The organism is Paractinoplanes globisporus DSM 43857, assembly GCF_000379645.1.
GTDB lineage: Bacteria > Actinomycetota > Actinomycetes > Mycobacteriales > Micromonosporaceae > Actinoplanes > Actinoplanes globisporus.
The window spans coordinates 29,265-44,363 of record NZ_KB903295.1; the positions used below are offsets into that span (position 1 = coordinate 29,265).

General features: G+C 72.6%; 14 protein-coding genes. 5 read left to right on the forward strand and 9 right to left on the reverse strand.

Translation table 11 applies throughout. The features are described 5' to 3' along the window. The first annotated feature begins 7 nt into the window (after positions 1–7). Positions 8–742, forward strand: coding sequence for an ABC transporter permease (locus tag A3CQ_RS0106920; protein WP_020510196.1), 735 nt, complete (start codon positions 8–10; stop codon positions 740–742). Between the two features lie 30 nt (positions 743–772). Then, positions 773–1,912 carry an ABC transporter substrate-binding protein gene (locus A3CQ_RS0106925; protein WP_020510197.1) on the forward strand — a complete coding sequence of 380 codons (1,140 nt, stop codon included), beginning with the start codon at positions 773–775 and terminating at the stop codon, positions 1,910–1,912. On the opposite strand, the gene A3CQ_RS0106930 is transcribed toward A3CQ_RS0106925, so the two are convergent. The 4 genes from A3CQ_RS0106930 to A3CQ_RS0106945 form a co-directional block, all read right to left on the reverse strand. Beyond that, entirely contained in the window at positions 1,913–2,692 is a 780-nt protein-coding gene (locus tag A3CQ_RS0106930) for a hypothetical protein (protein ID WP_020510198.1), read from the reverse strand. Between the two features lie 116 nt (positions 2,693–2,808). After that, positions 2,809–3,303: a hypothetical protein gene (locus A3CQ_RS0106935; RefSeq protein WP_020510199.1), complete on the reverse strand. Its 495-nt coding sequence runs from the start codon at positions 3,301–3,303 to the stop codon at positions 2,809–2,811. 20 nt (positions 3,304–3,323) lie between these two features. Next, a complete protein-coding gene (locus A3CQ_RS0106940; protein ID WP_245577099.1) occupies positions 3,324–5,657 on the reverse strand; it encodes a putative bifunctional diguanylate cyclase/phosphodiesterase in 2,334 nt (777 codons plus the stop codon). Further along, positions 5,654–7,936: a putative bifunctional diguanylate cyclase/phosphodiesterase gene (locus tag A3CQ_RS0106945; protein WP_026205410.1), complete on the reverse strand. Its 2,283-nt coding sequence runs from the start codon at positions 7,934–7,936 to the stop codon at positions 5,654–5,656. Before A3CQ_RS0106945 ends, A3CQ_RS0106940 begins: the two co-directional genes overlap by 4 nt. A 93-nt stretch (positions 7,937–8,029) precedes the next feature. On the opposite strand from A3CQ_RS0106945, the gene A3CQ_RS51755 reads away from it, so the two are divergent. After that, positions 8,030–8,407, forward strand: a complete 378-nt coding sequence (locus A3CQ_RS51755; protein WP_020510202.1) for an Hpt domain-containing protein — start codon at positions 8,030–8,032, stop codon at positions 8,405–8,407. Here the strand turns inward: A3CQ_RS51755 and A3CQ_RS0106955 are convergent. From A3CQ_RS0106955 to A3CQ_RS51760, 4 genes are all read right to left on the reverse strand, one after another. Then, on the reverse strand, positions 8,401–9,558 hold the full coding sequence (locus A3CQ_RS0106955; protein ID WP_040431845.1) for a response regulator: 1,158 nt from the start codon (positions 9,556–9,558) through the stop codon (positions 8,401–8,403). The two genes, A3CQ_RS51755 and A3CQ_RS0106955, sit on opposite strands and share 7 nt — an antisense overlap. Before the next feature lie 27 nt (positions 9,559–9,585). Next, positions 9,586–10,203 (reverse strand): pyridoxamine 5'-phosphate oxidase family protein, encoded by a 618-nt coding sequence (locus A3CQ_RS0106960; protein WP_020510204.1) that lies wholly within the window; start codon positions 10,201–10,203, stop codon positions 9,586–9,588. A gap of 52 nt (positions 10,204–10,255) precedes the next feature. Then, entirely contained in the window at positions 10,256–10,678 is a 423-nt protein-coding gene (locus A3CQ_RS0106965) for a response regulator (protein ID WP_040431846.1), read from the reverse strand. Between the two features lie 77 nt (positions 10,679–10,755). Further along, entirely contained in the window at positions 10,756–11,562 is an 807-nt protein-coding gene (locus tag A3CQ_RS51760; RefSeq protein WP_020510206.1) for an SAM-dependent methyltransferase, read from the reverse strand. A 68-nt stretch (positions 11,563–11,630) separates the two neighbouring features. Between A3CQ_RS51760 and A3CQ_RS0106975 the strand changes: the two genes are divergently transcribed. Both A3CQ_RS0106975 and A3CQ_RS0106980 read left to right on the forward strand, forming a co-directional pair. Beyond that, positions 11,631–13,586 (forward strand): PAS domain S-box protein, encoded by a 1,956-nt coding sequence (locus A3CQ_RS0106975; protein WP_020510207.1) that lies wholly within the window; start codon positions 11,631–11,633, stop codon positions 13,584–13,586. Further along, the gene (locus A3CQ_RS0106980) at positions 13,583–14,239 is read left to right on the forward strand and encodes a hypothetical protein (RefSeq protein ID WP_020510208.1); all 657 of its coding nucleotides are present in this window, start codon (positions 13,583–13,585) and stop codon (positions 14,237–14,239) included. Before A3CQ_RS0106975 ends, A3CQ_RS0106980 begins: the two co-directional genes overlap by 4 nt. A 30-nt stretch (positions 14,240–14,269) precedes the next feature. On the opposite strand, the gene A3CQ_RS51765 is transcribed toward A3CQ_RS0106980, so the two are convergent. Then, positions 14,270–14,995: a hypothetical protein gene (locus tag A3CQ_RS51765; protein ID WP_245577101.1), complete on the reverse strand. Its 726-nt coding sequence runs from the start codon at positions 14,993–14,995 to the stop codon at positions 14,270–14,272. Between the last annotated feature and the right edge of the window lie 104 nt (positions 14,996–15,099).

Sequence of the window (15,099 nt, forward strand, 5' to 3'; positions counted from 1 at the left end):
TCCCCCCGTGATCGTCGGCATCGCCGCGATCGTCGCCTGGCAGCTCACCGTGACCCTCGGCCGGATCGCGCCGTTCATCCTGCCCGCGCCCAGCGCGATCTGGGACGAGCTGGTCGAGCAGAAGCAGAACGTCTGGGAGGCCGCGCTGGCCAGCGGCGAGAACGCGCTGATCGGGCTGATCGGCGGGTCGGTGGCGGGGGTGCTGGTGGCCATGGTCGCCAGCCGGTTCCGGCCGATCGCCGAGATCTCCATCCCGTTCGCGGCGGTGGTGAGCGCGCTGCCGATCATCGCGCTGGCCCCGATCCTCAACAACATGTTCGAGTCGACCAGCAGCATCCCGCGCCGCCTGGTCGCCGCGATCATCGTGTTCTTCCCGGTCTTCCTCAACACGCTGCGCGGCCTGCGCGAGGTCGACCCGATCCATCAAGAGCTCATGCACACGTACGCCGCGAGCGGCTGGACCTTCGCCACCAAGGTGCGGCTGCCGGGCGCTCTCCCCTACGTCTTCACCGGTCTGCGGCAGGCCTCGTCGCTGGCGGTCATCGCCGCCGTCGTCGCCGAGTACTTCGGCGGCCTGCAGAACGGGCTCGGCTCGCGCATCACGTCGGCGGCCGCCTTCACCGCGTACCCCCGGGCCTGGGCTTTTGTACTTGGCGCCTGCCTGCTCGGCCTCGTCTTCTACCTCACCACGCTCCTGCTGGAGCGCTTGGCGATGCCGTGGCGTTCACGGCTCATCGCCTGAGTTGTTTCAAAACCCCCTAGGAGGTTGTTGATGCGAAGATTCCGGATATTTACCTCTATTGCCGCCGCTTCCACCCTGCTGCTGGCCGCCTGCGGCACGGCCGACCAGGACAAAACCGCCCCCGCCGCCAGCGGTGGCGCCCTGACCCCGATCAAGCTCCAGCTCCAGTGGTTCTACCAGGCGCAGTTCGCCGGCTACATCGCCGCCGTCGACCAGGGCTTCTACAAGGAGCAGGGCCTCGACGTGCAGCTGCTCGAGGGCGGCGTCGACATCGTGCCGCAGACCGTGCTGGCCCAGGGCAAGGCCGACTACGCGGTCGCCTGGGTGCCCAAGGCGCTCGCCTCCCGCGAGCAGGGCGCCCAGATCACCGACGTCGGGCAGATCTTCGCCCGCTCCGGCACCTACCAGGTCGCCTGGAAGGACTCCGGGATCACCTCGCCCGCCCAGTTCAAGGGCAAGAAGATCGGCAACTGGGGCTTCGGCAACGAGTTCGAGCTGTTCGCGGGCATGACCAAGTCCGGGATCGACCCGGGCAAGGACGTCACGCTCGTGCAGCAGCAGTTCGACATGCAGGCGCTGCTCAAGCACGAGATCGACGCGGCCCAGGCGATGAGCTACAACGAGTACGCCCAGCTGCTGGAGGCCAAGAACCCGGCGACCGGCAAGCTCTACACGCCCGACGACTTCTCGATCATCGACTGGAAGCAGAACGGCTCGGCCATGCTGCAGGACGCGGTCTGGGCCAACACCGCGAAGCTGAGCGATCCGAACTATCAGGCGCAGACGGTGAAGTTCCTGCTCGGCACGATCAAGGGCTGGGCCTACTGCCGGGACAACCCGGAGAAGTGCCGCGACCTGGTCGTGGCCAAGGGCTCGAAGCTCGGCAAGAGCCACCAGCTCTGGCAGATGAACGAGGTCAACAAGCTGATCTGGCCGGCGGCCGGCGGGATCGGCGTGGTCGACGACGCGGCCTGGAAGCAGACCGTGGACATCTCGCAGACCACCAAGAACCAGACCGGCGACACCGTGCTCAAGAAGGCGCCCGAGGGCCAGGCCTACACCAACGACTACATCAACCAGGCGATCACCCAGGCCAAGGCGGCCGGGATCGACGTGAACGGCACGTCGTTCCAGCCGGAGACCGTCACTCTCGAGGCGGGCGGCGCCTAGTCAGAGCGGGATCAACCTAGCGGCGAGGGCGACCGCGGTCAGGTCGCCCTCGCGCAGCTTCGCGGCGGCCTCGGTCTCGCCGAGCGCCTCCAGGCGGTGCGCCGACGCGTCGACCACCGCCTCCTCGCCGTTGAGCAGCCGCCGGGCCATCTTCGACTGGGCCGGGCTGAGCTCGGCGTACGCGCAACGGTCCAGCGCCGCGATGGTCTCGTCGTCGAGCCGGCCGGCCAGCGCCCGCTCGTTGACGATCTTGAGCAGCCAGTGCGGCCACCAGGCGTACTTGCCCACCACCAGGCCGGCGTGCACGGCGGCGCCCGGGTCCTGGCCGGCCCGCAGCAGCCGGACGGCCAGCGCCGTGTCGAAGCGCTCGAGGTGCAGGGCCTTCACGAACACCTTCAGCAGCGGCTGGGTGCCGACGAAAGGCTCGGCCTCGGCCGCGGCCTCCGCCCAGCGTCCCTGCAGGGCATGACAGAGGGCGTACGCCTCGATGGTGCCCGATTCGTCGCTGGTGTGCCGCTCCTCGAGCCGCTCGACGGTCGCCACCAGCCGCTCGACCGCCCGCTCGGCCCGCTCGGCCAGTTCGGGGCTGGACTGCTTGTTGAGGTACCGGACCACGACATCGGCGGCGATCTCGGCCTCGCGGCGCAGCAGCGGCGAGGGGATCTTGGCGGTGATGCACTCGCTGAGGCCCTCGGTCACGACGGCCGCGTCGAACCGGTTGGAGACGTCCGGGAACTGCGCCCACCAGGAGGCGGGGTGTCCCCTGTGCTTCGTCTCCACCCTTCCAGCGTGTCGCACGATCCGGCCCGTCGCGCCCCGATTCACGATTGCAACCCCCTTCAAACCATCCGGGTTGCCCATCGTCCGACCATTGCCCGACCTGAGGGAGATCACGCTCACGTCTCCCACGGCAGCTCCGCCGCCTCACCCGGCTCGGCAACGGCCGAATGGCGCGGCGCCGGCAGGTCGGCGACCGTGTGCCAGGCGCCCTTGGTCCGGGCGGCCTCGCGGGTCACCAGGTGCACCGGAAGCGGCGGCGGGCGGAACGGGCCGGCGCCCCAGCGCACCCAGATCGCCAGGCGGCCGGCGGCGGCCTCGGCGAGCAGCTTGTCGACCGTGCGCTGGCGGTCGAGCCGGTCGACCTCGACGGCGATCGGCTGGGCGCCGCCGGGGCGGGCGCAGGCGACGTCGAGCACCGAGTGGCCCTTGAGCGGCGGCGGCAGCGGGAAGACGCTGGGCGCCCGGCGGTAGACGCGCCAGCCCCGCGACTCGCCCCACGCGACGACCGCGTCGACGATCCGGGCCGTGGCCCGGTCCTCGGCCAGGTCCGTGAAGTGCAGGTCGTGCAGCCAGGCCGCGAGCGACTCGGCCGTGCGGGTGCCGTCGTCCATCGCCGTACGATAAACGTCGCTCAGGCCGCGGCGGCAACGCCCGTCTGCCGGGCCAGCAGGCGGGTGAAGTCCTCGGCCGGCATCGGCCGGGCCAGGTGGTAACCCTGGCCCAGGGTGTAGCCGAGGGTTTGCAGCCGGTCGGCCTGTTCCTGGTTCTCGATGCCCTCGGCCACCGTGTCCAGGCCGAGCGCGCCGGCCATCTGGATCACCGCGCGGGCGACCGCCTGCCGGGCCGCGGCCTCGGCGGTGCCCTCCTGGCCGATCTCGATGCCGTCGACGAACGACTTGTCGAGCTTCACGATCGAGGCCGGGAACGCCCGCAGGAGTGACAGCGACGATTCGCCCGTGCCGAAATCGTCGAGCGCGAGCCGGATGCCCATCTCGTGCAGCCGGTGCAGGGTCGAGAGCACCTGCGGGCCGCGCAGCACCGCCGACTCGGTCAGCTCCAGCACCACCCGTTCGGCCGGCAGCCCGGTCTCGTCGAGAATCCGGCGTACGTCGTCGAGGAAGTCCGGGTCGTGCAGCTGGCGCACGGAGACGTTCGGTCCGGCCTTGTGCAGTGCGTCCGGCCCGAACTCGGCGAGCCAGGCCGCGGTCTGCCGGCAGGTCTCGCGCATGACGAACCGGCCGAGCGGCACGATCAGGCCGGTGCCCTCGGCGGCCGGGATGAACTCGGCCGGCGACACCAGGCCGCGGGTCGGGTGCTGCCAGCGCACCAGCGCCTCGACGCCGACCACCCGGCCGGTCGCCAGCTCGATGATCGGCTGGTAGACGACGAAGAACTCGCCGGCGTCCAGCCCGCGGCGCAGCTCGCCGCCGAGCCGGGCGTGGCCGACCACCGGCAGCTCCATGCCGCCGTGGTAGCGCACGTAGTTGGCCTTGCCGCGCTGCTTGGCCGCGTACATCGCCACGTCGGCGTCGCGCAGCACGGTGTCCAGCGCGGTGCCGGCGGCCGCCGAGGCGACGCCGATGCTGGCGTGCACGAGCAGCTGGTGCTCGCTCATCGGGCCGCTGAACGCGTCGAGGACGCGCTCCGCCAGGGCCTCGCCGTCGACCGCGGGGTCGTCGATGAGCACCGCGAACTCGTCCCCGGCCAGGCGCACCGGCAGGCCGTCCGGCCCGGTGGCCGCGCGCAGGGTCTCGGCCACCGCGATCAGCAGGTGGTCGCCGACCTCGTGGCCGAGCGAGTCGTTGACGGTCTTGAAGTCGTCGAGGTCGACCAGCAGCACGGTGGCCTCGCCGGCGTACAGGGTCGCGGCGAGCCGCTCGCGGAACAGGCCGCGGTTGGCCAGGCCGGTCAGGCCGTCGTGGGTGACCTCGTGCCGCAGCCGCTCCTCGGAGGCGCGCTTCTCGCGCAGCAGCCGGGAGTTCTCCCGCATCGCGAAGAACTGCCGGACCGCGACCAGGGCGTTGACCAGCACGGCGGCGCCGATCACCAGCCGGCCGGTCACGGTCATCGTGTGGCCGGGCAGCTGGGCCAGCAGCGGCACGTCGACGGCGGCGACCGCCAGGTACGGCAGCCAGGTGTTGGCGCGGCGCGGCCGGGCGCCGGTGGAGACCCGTTGGCGGCGGACCGCGACGACCGCCAGCAGCGGCGCGATCGGCATGACCACGGCCTGCGCCGGGACGCTGCTGTCGTAGCCGCCGAGCACGGCGAGCAGCGCCACCGCGGCGCCGATCAGGCCGGTGAGGCCGACGAGCCGGATCGCCACCCGGTCCACCGGGCCGTTGCCGATGTACGAGACCTTGGTGATGCCGCCGATCGACAGCAGGAACGACAGGCTGATCAGCACGAGCGTCTGGGTGCTCCACGGCTCGGGCGCGTTGATCATCGGGCCGAGGCCGAAGGTGAACAGCACGGTGCCGCAGCCGAGGAACGCGATCGCGCGGTCCAGCCACTGCTTCTGCCGCTCGGTGCGGCTGCTGATGCCGAGCGGCACCCGCGCGACCGCCCACATCGCCGCGCCGAACGCTCCGGCGATGACCACGGCGGCCGGCACCGGCATCGTCGGCAGCACGCTGGTGTCGGCGAACGCGGCCACGGCGAGCATCGAGTAACCCACCGCGAGCAGGGCGAACGAGACCAGCATCTGCCGCCAGAAGCGCCGCGCGACCGGGTCGAGCGAGACCGAGCGGATCAGGCCGCGGACGGAGAGCGCCCCCACCACCGAGCCGAGCGGCAGCGCGAGGTAGGCGATCGCGGCCGGGCCGAGCGGCGCCCCGGCCACCCACGCGACGTACCAGGCCGACCCGCCGAGCCAGATCGCCGCGATGAGGGCGAGATGGCGTCGGGGCGCGTCGGTCACCCCGATCGTTTCGGCTGCTCCGGCCACGATCGTAGGAGTTCTGCTCACGCCGCGGATTCGTCCTGCTGCCCCGCCAGCATGCTGGTGATCTGTTCCGGCCGCATCGGCTCGGCCAGGTGGAAGCCCTGGCCCAGCGAGTAGCCGAGCCGCCGCAGCCGCTCCGCCTGCTCCTCGTTCTCGATGCCCTCGGCCACCGTGTCCAGGTCGAGCGCGCCGGCCATCTGGATCACCGCGCGGGCGACGGCCTGCCGAGCCAGCGCCTCCGGGGTGTCCGGCTCGTCGAGCTCGATGCCGTCGACGAACGACTTGTCCAGCTTCACGATCGAGGCCGGGAACGCGCGCAGCAGCGAGAGCGACGACTCGCCCGTGCCGAAGTCGTCCAGGGCCAGCCGTACGCCCATGTCGTGCAGCTCGTGCAGGGTGCGCGACACCTGCTGGCCGCGCAGCACGGCCGACTCGGTCAGCTCGAGCACCAGCAGCTCGCCCGGCAGGCCGCTCTCGGCCAGCGCCGCGCGCACGTCGTCGACGAAGTCCGGGTCGTGCAGCTGGCGGGCCGACACGTTCGGGCCGGCCTTCTGCAGCACGCCGGGGCCGAACTCGGCGAGCCAGGCGGCCGCCTGCCGGCAGGTCTCGCGCAGCACGAACCGGCCCAGCGGAACGATCAGACCGGTGCGCTCGGCGACCGGGATGAAGTCGGCCGGGGAGATCACCCCGCGGGTCGGGTGCTGCCAGCGCACCAGCGCCTCGACCCCGATCACCTGGTTGCGGTGCAGGTCGACCAGCGGCTGGTAGACGACGCGGAACTCGCCGGCCTCCAGGCCGCGGCGCAGGTCGGCGCCGAGCTGGGCGTCGGCCACCACCGGGCGCTCCATGCCGGTCGAGTAGCGCACCCAGTTCGCCTTGCCGCGCTGCTTGGCCGCGTACAGGGCGCTGTCGGCGTCGCGCATGAGGTGGTCGAGCGGGGTGCCGGCCGGGGCGGTGGCGATGCCGGCGCTGGCGTGGATGAGCAGCCGGTGCTCGCTCAGCGAGCCGTCGAGCACCTCCCCGATCCGCCGGACCACCTCGTCGGTGTCGACGGTGGGTTCGCTGATCAGAATCGCGAACTCGTCGCCGCCGAGCCGGGCCGCGAGGCCGTCGTCGCCGACCGCGCCGCGCACCCCGTCGGCCACCGCGACCAGCAGGTCGTCGCCGATGTCGTGGCCGAGCGAGTCGTTGACCGCCTTGAAGTCGTCGAGGTCGACCCAGATCACCGTGGCCGGGCCGCACTCCAGGGCGGCGGCGAGCCGGTCGCGGAACAGGGACCGGTTGGCCAGCCCGGTGAGCGAGTCGTGGGTGGCGTCGTAGCTGAGCTGGGCCTGGGCCTCGCGCTGGGCGCGGATCAGGCGCTGGTTCTCCCGGAACCCGACGAACTGGCGCAGCGAGGCGAGCAGGGTGACGCCGACGGCGAGCAGCACGACCACGCGGCCGGCCCAGGTCATCGGGCCGAAGACGGTCGCGACCAGCGGCACGTCGACGGCGACCACGGCGAGGTAGGGCAGCCAGGCCTCGCGCTGCGGCCGGGCGCCGGTGTAGCGCCACTGGCGGGCCACCGCGAAGGTGACCAGCAGCGGGCCGAGCGGCAGCAGCAGCGCCTGGCCGGGGGTGGTGGCCCGGTGACCGGCGTGACCGGCGAACATCGCGTACGCGGCGGCGGCGAGCCCGCTGCAGGCGACCAGCCGCACCGCGACCCGGTCGACCGGGCCGCCGGGGACGAAGGCGACCCGGGCGATGCCCACGGCGATCATCACGATCGCGAGTCCGATCGTGACCTTGCTGCGCAGCGGCCAGGAGTCGTCCGCGTCGATCAGCGGCTGGACCGCCGCGAACCACAGCAGCGTGAAGCAGCCGTAGAAGGCGATCAGCCGGTCCAGCAGGCGCTTCCAGCGCTCGCCCGGGGCGATCTCGCCCAGCGGCACGAAGCAGATGGCCACTATCGCGGCGAGGAGCCCGACCGTGCTGAACAGCGACACCCAGGCCGGCGGGGCCGGCGGCCGCGGGTAGGCGGCGAACGCGTACGCGGCCTGGATGCCCCGGCCGGTCGCGACCGACGCCTCGAGCACGAAGATCAGCCACCAGAACTTGCGGGCGGCCCGCTCCATCGGCACGACGCGCAACAGTGCGAGCACAGCGACAGCGCCGAGCGCCGAGGCGATCGGCCCGCCCAGATACGCGAGGACGGACGGTCCCCCGAGGGTCAGGTACCCGAGGTACCAGAGCGTCGAGAGGCCGGCGACGGCGGCCGCGGCCAGCACGTATCGGCGAGGCGAGGACCACCGGCGTTCGGTCATGCCGCAGGAATCGGCCGTGGCGGCGGTCACTGTAGGAGTTAGGAGTTACCGGGTTTCGGCTCGCCGGGCGGGGCCTCGGCGCAGGATGAGCCCATGGACGTGAGCACCCGGGAGGGCGAGATCCGGGCGCGGCTGGCCGACATCGGCGGCGACGAGCCCGGCCCGGCCGAGCGCGAGCTGCTGGCCCGGCTGATCCGGTCGTTCGCCGGCAAGGTGCCCGGAGGCGTGGACCGGCTCGCCGAGCTGCTGCGCGGCGGCGACCTGGCGGCGGTGCGGGATCACGCGCACGGCCTGAAGGGCTCGGCCTCCAACATCGGCGCCGGTACGCTCTCCGGGATCTTCGCCGAGGTGGAGCAGTCGGCGCGGGACGGGGTCATCCCGGACGCCGACCTGACGCTCGGGCGGGTGTGCGCCGAGCAGGCCCTGGTGCTCGGCCTGCTCGAGGGTCTGGCGCGGGAGATGGATCAGTAGGAGGTACGGGCGCCCGGGACGGTCAGCACCGGCTCGACGATCTCGATCATGCGGGCGTAGTTGGTGAGGCGGTCCAGCAGCAGGGACGTCACGATCATCCCGCGGCCGATCAGCACGAGGCCGTTGGCGGCGACGATGTCCTCGGCGACCCGCATGCCCACCTCGAGATCGGCGACACGCAGGCCGCGGACCTTCCCGGCGGCGATCGGCACGACGACGCCCTTGATGTCGCGCAGCGCCGCCAGCACGCTCAGCGCGCCGTGGTCGCGGCTCTCCAGCACCGCGATCGCGCTCTCCACCTCGAGCCCGCGGCTCTCCAGGGTCTCGTAGTCGATGGCCGTGCGCACGACGTCGATCGCCGCCTCGATCAGCGGCGAGACCGGCTTCGAGTCGTCGACCGGCTCGGCCGGGGCCAGGCCGCGGACGATCTCCACCACGTCCTCGAGGTTGGGGATGTCCTTGAGCAGCTTCACCGCGACGCCCGGCATCGCGTCGACCATGGCCTGCTCGTCCTCGGTGCAGGGCATGCCCTTGTCCAGCTTCTGCAGCACGCTCGGCGGCACGGTGACCGCGCCGAGCTGCGAGGCCATGGCGGCGACCTCGATCTCCCACAGCGCGTCGAGCTGCAGCGCCGTGCAGAGCTCGGCCACCAGCGTACGGATCCGGCCGGCCCGGGCGAACGCCGTCGGGCTGGCCAGCTCCAGACAGCCGAACAGCGCCTGGATGCTCGACTTGAGCGTGGTGTCGAGCAGGTGCCGCTCGGTCGTCGACCGGCCGTGCAGCTCGACCGCCTCCTGCACGGTGGCGCGCAGCTCGTCGGTCTGCACCGGCTTCGCGAGGTAGCGGTACACGCCGCCGTCGTTGATCGCCGCGATCGCCGCGTTCAGGTCGCTCTGCGCGGTGTGCAGCACCCGGGTGGTGTCGGGGTACTCGAGCTGGACGCGGCGCAGCAGCTCGACGCCGTCCATGCCGGGCATCCGCAGGTCACTGATCACCGCGGCGACCGGCCCGGTGCCGGCCTCGGCGAGCACCCGCAGCGCGTCGTCGCCGCTCTCCGCGGTCAGCACCCGGTGGTCGCGGCCCAGCTGCAGCGCGAGCGTCTCGAGGATGGCCGACTCGTCGTCGACCAGCAACACCGTGGATCGTCCCATGTCCGACTGTTCGGACGGCGGGCGCTTTCAGTTAGCCCTTTCCCCGGTGCGCCGCGCGATGTGCGGCGGGGCCTCGATGCCGGGCGGCAGCAGCGGATCGGGGGCCGGCGAACCCCAGGTGGAGACGACCGGCAGCCGTCCCGCCCACAGCCCGAGCGCCGCGTCGGGGCCGTCGCCGTCGGACGGGTCGCCGTCGCTGATCTTTACCGACGCCTCGGCGAGCGGCAGGGCGAGCAGCCGGGTCGCCGCCAGCTCCTTGCGCGACGGCCGCCGGGCGTAGTCCCACTGGCCCGGCGCCGCGTGCTCGGTGAGCAGCCGCAGGCCGTGCAGCAGCTCGTCCGGGTCGGTGACCGGCCGCGGGATGCCGTAGATCATCGCGCTGCGGTAGTTCACCCCGTGCTCGAAGACCGAGCGGGCCAGGATCAGCCCGTCCAGCACGGTCACCGTCACGCAGACCTCCTGGCCGGCGCCGGTCAGGCTCCGGCTGGCCACCGAGCCGTGCAGGAAGATCCGCTCGGTGTCGTAGCCGTAGACCGTGGGCACCACCATCGGATGCCCGTCGACCACCACGCCCAGGTGCGCGACGAGGCCGGCCGCGAGCACCGCGAACAGGTCGGCCGGGTCGGAGCGGCCGTTCTCCTTCATCCGCCGATGACTTGTACGCGGTGTCTCGGAAAGCACCCGCTCACACTAGATGTCAGGCGGAGACCGGGCGATGGGCCGGGCAGGCGGCGCCGTTGTCGCTGTGGGCGTGCGGGCCTCGGTCGACCAGGTCCTGCACGACCGAGCGCAGCTTGTCGTTGGGGCAGGGCTTGAGCAGCACGGCGCAGACGCCGGCGGTGACCGGCTGGCTGTCGCCCGGGTGCAGGTGACCGCTGAGCATCACGACCGGGGTGTCGGCGAGGTCGGGATGCCGGCGGATCGCGCGGGTCAGCTCGAGCCCGTCCATCCGCGGCATGCCGAGGTCGGTCAGCACGACGTCGGGGCGATCCGCCAGCACGCGCTCGAAGGCGGCCATGCCGTCCGGGGTGTGCAGCACGGTGTGCCCGGCCCGGGTGAGCAACCTGGTGAGGATCGCCGCGATGTCCTGGTCGTCCTCGGCGACGAGTACTACGGCCATGTCCACTCCGGCACGCTGATGGCTGATGGTTCCCCCCAGCATGCGCCCGGACCGTCCGTGATGTGAGGATTTCGGGGTTATGGCTTGACCGCGACGCCCGCGATGATCTCGTTGCGGGCGGACCGCCCCACCCCGGGGTCCTCGCCGGTCGGCCGCCAGTCCGCGGCGGCCGTCACGCCCGGTTCCAGCAGCGTCCAGTCGCCGAACAGCGCCCGGAGCTCGTCCCGCTCGCGCATCACCATCGGCGACGTCGTGTGGTTGTAGATCCGCAGGATCTGCTTGGCGTGCGGCGAGTCGCCCTCGGCGCACGCGTGCGACATCACCAGGTAGCTCCCGGGCGCCAGCGCCTCCCGATACCGCTCCAGGGCCCGGCCCAGCCGCTCGGTGTCGGGGATGAAATGCGCGACGGCCACGGCGAGCAGACAAACCGGACGATCAAAATCAAGGAGTTCCCGTACGCCCGGAGCACCGAGCACGGCGTCCGCGTCGGTGAGGTCGGCGAGCAGCGCCACGGAACCCGGGTCGCCGGCCGCCGCCCGCCGGGTGTGCACGACGGCCACCGGATCGAGGTCGACCGAGACGATCCGGGAGTGCGGGCGCACCGCGCGCGCCACCTCGGGCACCGAGCCCGCGGCCGGGATGCCGGCGCCCAGGTCGAGGAACTGGTCGAGGCCGGCCCCGGCGACGGTCGCGACGGCCCGGCGCAGGAAGGCCCGGCCCATCCGCAGCACCGCCGGCAGGTCGGGCATGGCCGCCAGCGCGACGGCCGCGGCCTGGCGGTCGGCCGCGAAGTTGTGCGTCCCGCCCAGGTAGTAGTCGTACACCCGGGCGCCGCTGGGCCGCTGGGGATCGACCTCCGGCACGGTCTCAGCCACCATCCGCATCGCCCCCTCCCCCGAGCGTAGGGAAAGCCGCGCCCGGCCCGTACGGAATCGTTAATGTAGGTCCGGTAATGGGGGAAAAGCACGGTTATCCGGGGTCCGACGACCTGCTGCGGGCGATGATCAGCTCCTCGCATGACGCGATCTTCGCGGTCGGCCGTGACTTCACCGTGCTCACATGGAACCCGGCCGCCGAGGCCCTGTACGGCTACCGCGCCGAGGAGATCGTCGGCCGGAGCGTCGACGTGCTGATCCCCGCCGACCGCCGCGCCGACCAGCGCGAGATGGTCCTGCTCATGGAGTCCGGCTGCCGGATCGAGCGGTTCCGCAGCCGCCGCCGGCACCGCGACGGGCACTGGCTGCAGATCACGCTGACCATGTCGCCGCTGCGCGACCCGGACGGCACGATGACCGGCTACACCGTGGTCGCCCGCGCGGTCAGCACCCGGGAGCGGCTCGAGTCCAGCTTCCAGGCGCTGCTCGAGGCCGCGCCGGACGCGTTCCTCGGGGTCGGCGACGACGGCCGGGTGGTCCTCGCGAACACCCAGGCCGAGACGCTGTTCGGGCTCACCCGGCACGGCCTGATCGGCAAGGAGATCGACAAGCTGCTCACCCCGCCGCTGGCCGGCGACATCGTCCCGGTCCACGAGGACGACCCGCACGGCCCGACGGCGGTGGCTCACCGGGCCGACGGGACAACCGTCCCGGTCGAGGTGACCGTGAGCATCCTGCCGACCGACGACGGGCGTATCCGGTGCGCGGTGGTCCGCGACATCACCGAGCGGGTCCGCGCCCAGGAGCGCTTCCTGCAGCTGCAGGCCGAGGCCGAGCGCGCGCACATCGAGGCCCAGCTGCAGCGCACCCAGCGGCTGGAGGGACTCGGCCAGCTGGCCGGCGGCGTCGCGCACGACTTCAACAACCTGATCGCGGTGATCAGCAACTACGCGACGTTCATCGCCGAGGTCGCCGCCGAGGAGGGGCTCACCGAGATCGCCGGCGACGCCGCGCAGATCACCAAGGCCGCCCAGCGCGGCGCCGACCTCACCCACCAGCTGCTCGCGTTCGCCCGGCGCGAGGTGGTGCGGCCCCGGCCGCTGAGCCTCAACGACGTGGTCGCCGACATCGAGCAGATGCTGCGCCGCTCGATCGGCGAGCACATCACCCTCGACGTACGCCTCACGGGTGGTCTTCCGTCGATCACCGCCGACCCGGGCCAGCTCGACCAGGTGCTGGTGAACCTCGCGGTCAACGCCCGCGACGCCATGCCCCGCGGCGGCACGCTCACCATCGAGACCTGCGACCTGGCCGTCGACCGCGACTACGTGGCCGGCCGCCCGCACCTGCGCACCGGCTGGTACGTGCGGCTGCGGGTGAGCGACACCGGCACCGGCATGCCACCCGAGGTCATCGAGCGCGCCTTCGAGCCCTTCTACACCACGAAACCGGCCGGCAAGGGCACCGGTCTCGGCCTGGCCACCGTGTACGGGATCATCACCGCGGCCGGCGGGGACCTGAGCATCTACTCCGAGCCCGGCCTCGGCACCACCTTCACGATCCTCATGCCGGCCACCGACGCCCAGCCGGCCGAGGTGGAAGAGCCGGCCGAGCTCGCGCCCGCCGACTACCGCCGCGGCACGATCCTCGCCGTCGAGGACGAGCCGGCCCTGCGCGACGTGCTGCAGCGCATCCTGGCCGGGGCCGGGCACGAGGTGCTGATCGCCGCGGACGGGCCGGCCGCGCTCGCCCTCGCCCACGAGCACCCCGGGCACATCGACGTCCTGCTCACCGACGTGGTGATGCCGCACATGCTCGGCAAGGACCTGGCCGAGCGGTTCCTGCGGGTCTCCCCCGGCGCCAGCGTGCTGTTCATGTCCGGGTACGCGCGGCCCGCGCTCGCCTCGCAGGGGACGCTCGACCCCGAGGTCACGCTGGTCGAGAAGCCGTTCTCCAAGGCCCAGCTGCTGGCCGCCGTCCAGCAGTGCCTGGACCGGCCCGGCCCCGGCGGCGTGTGCCATCCTGTGGCGTGACCACCATCGGGTTCCTGCACACCGCCGACGGCCACATCCCGACGTTCCGGCGGCTCCGCGAGGAGCTGGCACCCGGCTGGCAGGACCTGCACGTGGTCGACCCCGGGCTGCTCGCCGACGCCCGCCGTGACGGCATGACGCCGGAGCTGGCGGCGCGGATCGACGCCCGGCTGCACGAGCTGGCCGACGGCGGCGCCGACATCATCGTCTGCACCTGCTCGTCGCTGGGCGAGCACGCCGAGGGCCGTACCGCCGACGTGGGCGTGCCGGTGCTGCGCGGCGACCGCCCGATGGCCGAGGCCGCCGTCACCGCCGGCCGCCGGATCGCGGTGGTCGCGACCGTCGACTCGACGCTCGGGCCGACGCGGAACCTGCTGACCGGGGCGGCCGAGCGGGCCGGGCGCGAGATCGAGCTCATCGAGGTGCGCTGCCCCGAGGCTTTCGCTTTGTTCGAGGCGGGCGACTTCACCGCGTACGCGCAGACAATCGCGCGGAAAGCGCGAGAGGCGGCACCCGGCGTGGATGTCATCGTGCTCGCCCAACCCAGTGCGGCGCCGGCCGCGGCCCTGCTCGCCGACCTGCCGATCCCGGTCCTCGCGAGCCCGCGCACGGCCGTCGCCCGCGCGATAGCCGAAGCCGGCCCGGTCGTCTGACTGAGCCGGCTTGGTTCGTCCCGGCGGGGCTCAGCGCTCGCTGAGCTCCTCCTCGTCCTCGCCGACCTCGTCCTCGGCGGACTGGCGCTGGGCCGGCACCGGCTCCTCGCCGTCCTCGGCGCCGTGCCGCGGACCCGAGACCGGGGCCTCGACCGGCATGACCTGCTCGGGCAGCTCGCCGATGACCTGCGGCTGGTCGACCCAGAGGGCGCGCAGCTGGCCCTGCATGAACGCGGTCAGGCGGGAGCGGTACTCGCGGTCGAAGTGCTCGAGCGCCTCGATCTGGTTCTGCAGCCCCTCGCGCTTGGTGGCGAGGCTGCCCACCACGTCGTCGTAGCGCTGGCGGGCCTGGAGGTTGAGGTGCTCGGCGTTGGCATTGGCGTCGTCGTGGACCTGCTCGGCCGCGGCCCGGGCGTCGCCCACGATCTTCTCGGCCGTGCGGCGCGCCTCCTCGGTCCGGGCGTGCGAGTCGCGGGCGATCTGCTCGGCCGCGGCCCGGGCGTCGGTGAGGATCTTCTCCGCCTCGCGGCGGACGTTGTGCGCGTGCACCTGGGCGTCCCGGGCGACCTGCTCGGCCGCGGCCAGCGCGTCCGTACGGATCTTGTCGGCCTGGTGGTGGGCACGGGCGACGTGCTCCTCGGCCGTGCGCTGCGCGAGCGTCAGCACCTGCAGCGCCTGGTTGGGGTGGGCCTGCGGCGGCGGCACGACCGCCTGCTCGGAGGTCTGGCTGTCCGCTGCTGTCCCATTGAGAAGCACTTTGACTCGATCCTTCATGCGGTTGTCGGACAAGGTTGACCTCCGTGAGCCCCACTCGCACGGGCGCTAGCGTGATCCGGCGGGGATGCTACCAACTTGAGCAG

What these genes read in the sequence shown, in the direction of transcription:
- A3CQ_RS0106925 (WP_020510197.1), top strand. Translation starts at nt 773, where the DNA reads ATGCGAAGATTCCGGATATTTACCTCTATTGCCGCCGCTTCCACCCTG.
- A3CQ_RS0106935 (WP_020510199.1), bottom strand. Translation starts at nt 3,303, where the DNA reads ATGGACGACGGCACCCGCACGGCCGAGTCGCTCGCGGCCTGGCTGCAC.
- A3CQ_RS0106945 (WP_026205410.1), bottom strand. Translation starts at nt 7,936, where the DNA reads ATGACCGAACGCCGGTGGTCCTCGCCTCGCCGATACGTGCTGGCCGCG.
- A3CQ_RS51755 (WP_020510202.1), top strand. Translation starts at nt 8,030, where the DNA reads ATGGACGTGAGCACCCGGGAGGGCGAGATCCGGGCGCGGCTGGCCGAC.
- A3CQ_RS0106955 (WP_040431845.1), bottom strand. Translation starts at nt 9,558, where the DNA reads ATGGGACGATCCACGGTGTTGCTGGTCGACGACGAGTCGGCCATCCTC.
- A3CQ_RS0106960 (WP_020510204.1), bottom strand. Translation starts at nt 10,203, where the DNA reads ATGAAGGAGAACGGCCGCTCCGACCCGGCCGACCTGTTCGCGGTGCTC.
- A3CQ_RS0106965 (WP_040431846.1), bottom strand. Translation starts at nt 10,678, where the DNA reads ATGGCCGTAGTACTCGTCGCCGAGGACGACCAGGACATCGCGGCGATC.
- A3CQ_RS51760 (WP_020510206.1), bottom strand. Translation starts at nt 11,562, where the DNA reads ATGCGGATGGTGGCTGAGACCGTGCCGGAGGTCGATCCCCAGCGGCCC.
- A3CQ_RS0106975 (WP_020510207.1), top strand. Translation starts at nt 11,631, where the DNA reads ATGGGGGAAAAGCACGGTTATCCGGGGTCCGACGACCTGCTGCGGGCG.